This is a genomic window from Polaromonas sp. P1_E1_2 (assembly GCF_056406035.1).
The window spans coordinates 1-5,146 of sequence record NZ_JBFUAZ010000283.1 but is presented as its reverse complement, the minus strand read 5'-3'; the positions used below and the strand labels follow the sequence as shown (position 1 = coordinate 5,146).

The 5,146-nt window shown below is 61.6% G+C and carries 4 protein-coding genes and 1 pseudogene; all 5 read left to right on the top strand.

Annotated elements, in window-relative coordinates:
• The coding region (locus tag AC1D1P_RS13725; RefSeq protein ID WP_477673369.1) for an aminotransferase class III-fold pyridoxal phosphate-dependent enzyme at nucleotides 1-921 on the top strand (921 nt) is incomplete at its 5' end.
• A gap of 26 nt (nucleotides 922-947) precedes the next feature.
• Nucleotides 948-2,032, top strand: a pseudogene (locus AC1D1P_RS13720) (ABC transporter ATP-binding protein).
• A gap of 67 nt (nucleotides 2,033-2,099) precedes the next feature.
• Entirely contained in the window at nucleotides 2,100-3,128 is a 1,029-nt protein-coding gene (locus AC1D1P_RS13715) for an ABC transporter substrate-binding protein (protein WP_477673368.1), read from the top strand.
• Between the two features lie 20 nt (nucleotides 3,129-3,148).
• Nucleotides 3,149-4,402, top strand: coding sequence for an ABC transporter permease (locus AC1D1P_RS13710; protein ID WP_477673367.1), 1,254 nt, complete (start codon nucleotides 3,149-3,151; stop codon nucleotides 4,400-4,402).
• 35 nt (nucleotides 4,403-4,437) lie between these two features.
• Nucleotides 4,438-5,146, top strand: a 709-nt coding sequence (locus AC1D1P_RS13705; RefSeq protein ID WP_477673366.1) for an ABC transporter permease, incomplete at its 3' end; no start/stop codon positions are given.

Sequence of the window (5,146 nt, the reverse complement as noted above, 5' to 3'; positions counted from 1 at the left end):
AAGGTGGCGCGGTCTTACACCAAGCGCCCCGGCATCATTGCCTTTACCGGCGGCTATCACGGCCGGACCAACATGACACTGGGCATGACCGGCAAGGTGGCGCCCTACAAGCTGGGGTTCGGCCCCTTTCCCGGCGAAGTGTTCCATGCCGAATACCCCAACGCGCTGCACGGCGTGAGCATCGACCAGGCGCTGCATTCGGTCGAACAAATCCTCAAAAACGACGTCGAGCCCGAGCGCGTGGCAGCCTTCATCATTGAGCCGGTGCAAGGTGAAGGAGGCTTCTACATTGCCCCGCCCGAGTTCGTCAGCCGCCTGAAGGCGCTGGCCGACCGGCACGGCATCCTGCTGATCGCCGATGAAGTCCAGACCGGCGCCGGCCGCACAGGTACCTGGTATGCCAGTGAACAATGGCCGGTGGCGCCCGACCTGATCGCCATCGCAAAATCCATGGCGGGCGGTTTCCCGATCTCGGGCCTGGTCGGCCGCGCCGAGGTCATGGATGCACCTGGCCCCGGCGGCCTGGGCGGCACCTACGCCGGCAGCCCCATTGGGTGCGCGGCAGCGCTGGCTGTGCTCAAGGCCTTTGAGAAAGAAAAACTCCTGGAGCGCAGCAAGACGCTGGGCGCCCATCTGGTCAAAGGCCTGCACGCGATTGCGAAAAAAGAAACCTCTATCGGCGACGTGCGGGGCCTGGGCGCCATGGTGGCCATAGAGCTCTTTGAAAAAGGGGACCCTGCCCGCCCCGATGCGGCGCTGACCAAACGCGTGGTGACCGAAGCCGCCCGGCGCGGATTGATATTGCTCTCATGCGGCACCTACGGTAACGTGATCAGGATTCTGGTTCCCCTCACGGCGTCAGACGCCTTGCTGGACGAGGGCCTGCAAATCCTGGCCGACAGCCTCGCCGCATCGCGCTGATCTCCGTGGACAGCTCAGGAAAAACGATGACTGATAACGATGTCCTTGTGCGCTTCTCAGGCGTGCAGAAAACCTATGACGGCGAACAGCTTGTCGTGCAGCAACTCGACCTCGACATTCATCGCGGGGAATTCCTGAGCCTGCTCGGCCCCTCCGGCTCGGGGAAAACCACCACGCTGATGATGCTGGCCGGCTTTGAGTCGCCGACCGCCGGGGAAATTTTCCTCAACGGCTCGCAAATCACGGGCACACCGCCGCACAAACGCAACTTCGGCATGGTGTTCCAGAACTATGCGCTGTTTCCGCATCTCACGGTGGGCCAGAACGTGGCCTATCCGCTCACGGTGCGCAAGGTGTCAAAAGCGACCAGGCCAGCCGCGTACAGCGTGCGCTCGATATGGTTCGCCTGTCGGGCATGTCGGACCGCCTGCCCGGGCAGCTGTCGGGTGGCCAGCAGCAGCGCGTTGCCCTGGCACGGGCCCTGGTGTTCGAGCCCCAGCTGGTGTTGATGGACGAACCGCTGGGCGCACTCGACAAGCAGCTGCGCGAGCACATGCAGATCGAGCTGAAGGAGTTGCACAAGCAGCTAGGCGTCACGTTTGTCTATGTCACGCACGACCAGGGGGAAGCCTTGACTATGAGCGACCGAGTAGCTGTTTTCAACGACGGCGCGATCCAGCAGCTGGCGCCTGTAGAGGCGCTGTATGAAACGCCCTCCAACCGTTTTGTTGCCGGTTTCGTCGGAGACAGCACGGTACTCAAAGGCAAGGGAAATGCCACAGGCATCGAATTGCCGGATGGCCGCGTTCTGGGCGGCACCAACGTGAATCAGGCGGCTGATGGCGCGCAGGTCGAAGCCTATATCCGGCCGGAGCGCATTGTGCTGCACCGCCAGGTACCGGCTTCATCTGCCGGCGTGCTACCGGCCCGCGTGGCTCGCATCATCTATTTCGGCGACCACCTGCGGCTGTTGTGCGACATCGGCGCCGGCCAGCCGGAAGCGACAGTCAAGCTGCCGCTCACCCTGTTGAACGGCCAGCCGCCGCCGCAACCGGGCGAAGCGGTGCACCTCGAATTTCCGCCCGAATTTACGCGGATTTATGCGGTGTAACCGCTTTCTCTTTTCACCATTTTCAACGTTCCCTTCTGCCTTTATCAACCACCGAGGAAATAGCACCATGAAGAAAAACATCATTGCCCTTGCCATGGCTTCGTGCCTGGCCGTACCCGCGTTCGCGCAGCAGCAGATCACTGTCGTCAACTTCGGCGGCGCCAATGCCAATGCGCAGAAAAAGGCCTACTACGAGCCCTTCGAAAAAGCAGGCACCAAAGTTGTTGCCGTGGAATACAACGGCGAGCAGGCCAAGATCAAAGCCATGGTCGAGACGAAAAAAGTCACCTGGGATGTGGTCGAGGTCGAAGCACCCGATGTGCAACGCGGTTGCGATGAAGGATTGTTTGAAAAAATCGACTTCAGCAAAATTGGCCCCAAGGCAGACTTTCTGCCCGCAGCGGTCAAAGAATGCGGCGTGGGTGTTTTTGTGTGGTCTACCGTGATGGCCTGGAACGCCGACAAGGTCAAGACCGCCCCCACGAGCTGGGCCGATTTCTGGGACGTCAAGAAGATTCCCGGCAAGCGCGGCATGCGCAAGGGCGCCCGTTACAACCTGGAATTTGCATTGCTGGCTGACGGTGTCAAGCCTGCAGATGTCTACAAGGTCCTGGCCACCAAGGACGGAGCCGACCGCGCATTTCGCAAGCTCACAGAACTCAAGCCCAGCATCCAGTGGTGGGAAGCCGGCGCCCAGCCTGCGCAGTTCCTCGTGGCCGGTGACGTCGCCCTCAGCACCGTCTACAACGGCCGCATCGACGCCGCCAACCGCGAAGGCCGCAACCTGAAGATCTACTGGCCCGGCGGCATTTATGACCTGGACTATTGGGTCATCCCCAAAGGCGCGCCCAACAAGGACGCGTCGATGAAATTCATCGCCTTTGCCAGCCAGCCCGCCACCCAGGCCGTCTATGCGCAGAACATTGCCTACGGCCCCGTCAACAACCAGGCTTTGGCCAAGCTCGACAAGAAGGTGCTGGACGATCTGCCAACGTCGCCGGCCAATGCCAAAGAGGCCATCCAGATGAATGTTGGCTTCTGGGCCGACCAGGGCGAGGCGCTTGAAAAACGCTTTGCTGCCTGGGCGACGCAATAAGCCGGCGGAGCAAGCACCCCATGAGCAGCATCACCAGCCAGGGCGCCCTTCAGGGCAATGACGCCGTCACATTGCGTCAGGCGCTGTCGCGCGCGGATGTACGGCGTAAATGGCGCGCCTTTGCGCTCACAGTGCCCTTGCTGGTGTTTTTGCTGCTGACCTTGCTGGTACCGATTGCGGCCCTGTTGCAACGCGCCGTTGAAAATCCGGAGGTGGCGCGGGCGCTGCCCCGGACGGCGCAAAGCCTCAAGGACTGGAACGCCCAGACTCCCCCCGGCCCTGCAAGTTACGCAGCACTGGTGGAAGACCTGGGCCATCTTTCTGACAGTTCAGATGCCGGCGCCCTCGCGCGGCGACTCAACTCCGAAGTGCCGGGTGCGCGCTCCCTTGTCATGGGCACCTACCGCGCGTTGCCCATCACGGGCTCGTCTGAAGAAATACAGGCCAGGCTGCTCCAGCTTGATCCGCGCTGGGCGGAGCCGCTTTTCTGGCAAGCGATCGCCAAAAACAGTTCCCGCTGGACGCCCGACTATCTGCTGGCATCGGTGGACTTGCGGCGAGACAGCAAGGGCGAGGTAGAGCGCATGCCGCCGGATCAGCGCGCGTTTGGCGCCATTTTGCTGCGAACTTTTCAGATCAGTTTTCTGGTCACCGTYTTTTGCCTGGCGCTGGGCTACCCCCTGGCCTGGTGGCTGGCCTCGTTGCCGGCGCGCAAGGCCAACCTGCTGATGATCCTGGTGCTGGTGCCTTTCTGGACATCGATTCTGGTGCGCGTGGCGGCCTGGATCGTGCTGCTGCAATCAGAAGGCTTGGTCAACCGGGGGCTGATGGGTATCGGCCTCATAGACAGCCCCCTGGCGCTGCTGTTCAACCGCGCAGGCGTGGTGATTGCCATGGTGCACATCCTGCTGCCTTTCATGATTCTTCCGCTTTACAGCGTGATGAAGAATGTGCCCGCTACGTACGTGCGGGCCGCCGTTTCCCTGGGTAGCGCACCGCTGGCTGCCTTCTTTCGGGTGTATGTGCCGCAGACCTATCCCGGCATCAGCGCCGGGGCGCTGCTGGTGTTCATCCTCTCGATCGGCTATTACGTCACCCCCGCCCTGCTCGGTGGTGCGGATGACCAGATGCTGAGTTATTACATCGCCCGCTATACCAACGTGGAAGTCAATTGGGGCATGGCCTGTGCGCTGGGTGCCGTGCTGCTGACGGCCACCATGGTTCTTTACAGCGTTTACCGGCGCATCGGCAAGGCCGAACTCAGCATTGGTTGACATCCTTCTTTTTCAGACCCAGACGCCAATCCACCATGTTTAAAATCAAAGGGCCCGCCTTTCCCCGCTATGCCACCCTGGCAGACAAGGCCGGCTGGTGGCTGGTGCGCGCCGCATGCGTTGCCATTCTGGTTTTCCTGCTGGCACCCATCCTGGTCATGGTGCCGCTGTCTTTTTCCGACAGCTCTTTTCTGAGCTACCCCATCCCGGGCTGGTCGCTGAAGTGGTACCGCAACCTGCTGGATTCGCCTGAATGGGCCAGGGCTGCCAAAAACAGTTTCATCGTGGCACCCGCTGCAACCCTGATCGCCACCGCGCTGGGCACTTTGGCGGCTGTCGGCCTGTCCAGAACCAACTTCCGGTTCAAGAGCCTGCTCATGGGCATCCTCATCGCGCCCATGGTGGTCCCCATCGTTGTCGTCGGCGTGGCCACCTACCTGTATTTCGCCCCGCTGGGCCTTGCCGACAGCTACTTCGGGCTGATCGTGGTGCATGCCGCGCTGGGTGCGCCTTTTGTGCTGACCACCGTACTCGCAACGCTTGCAGGCTTTAACCACAACCTGGTGCGCGCGTCGCTCAGCCTGGGCGAGACCCCGTTGCGGACGTTTTTCAGGATCACACTGCCCGTCATCGCCCCGGGTGTCATCTCGGGTGCTCTGTTTGCATTTGCCACCTCGTTTGACGAAGTAGTGGTCACGCTGTTCCTGGCAGGCGCGGACCAGGCCACGCWGCCGAGGCAGATGT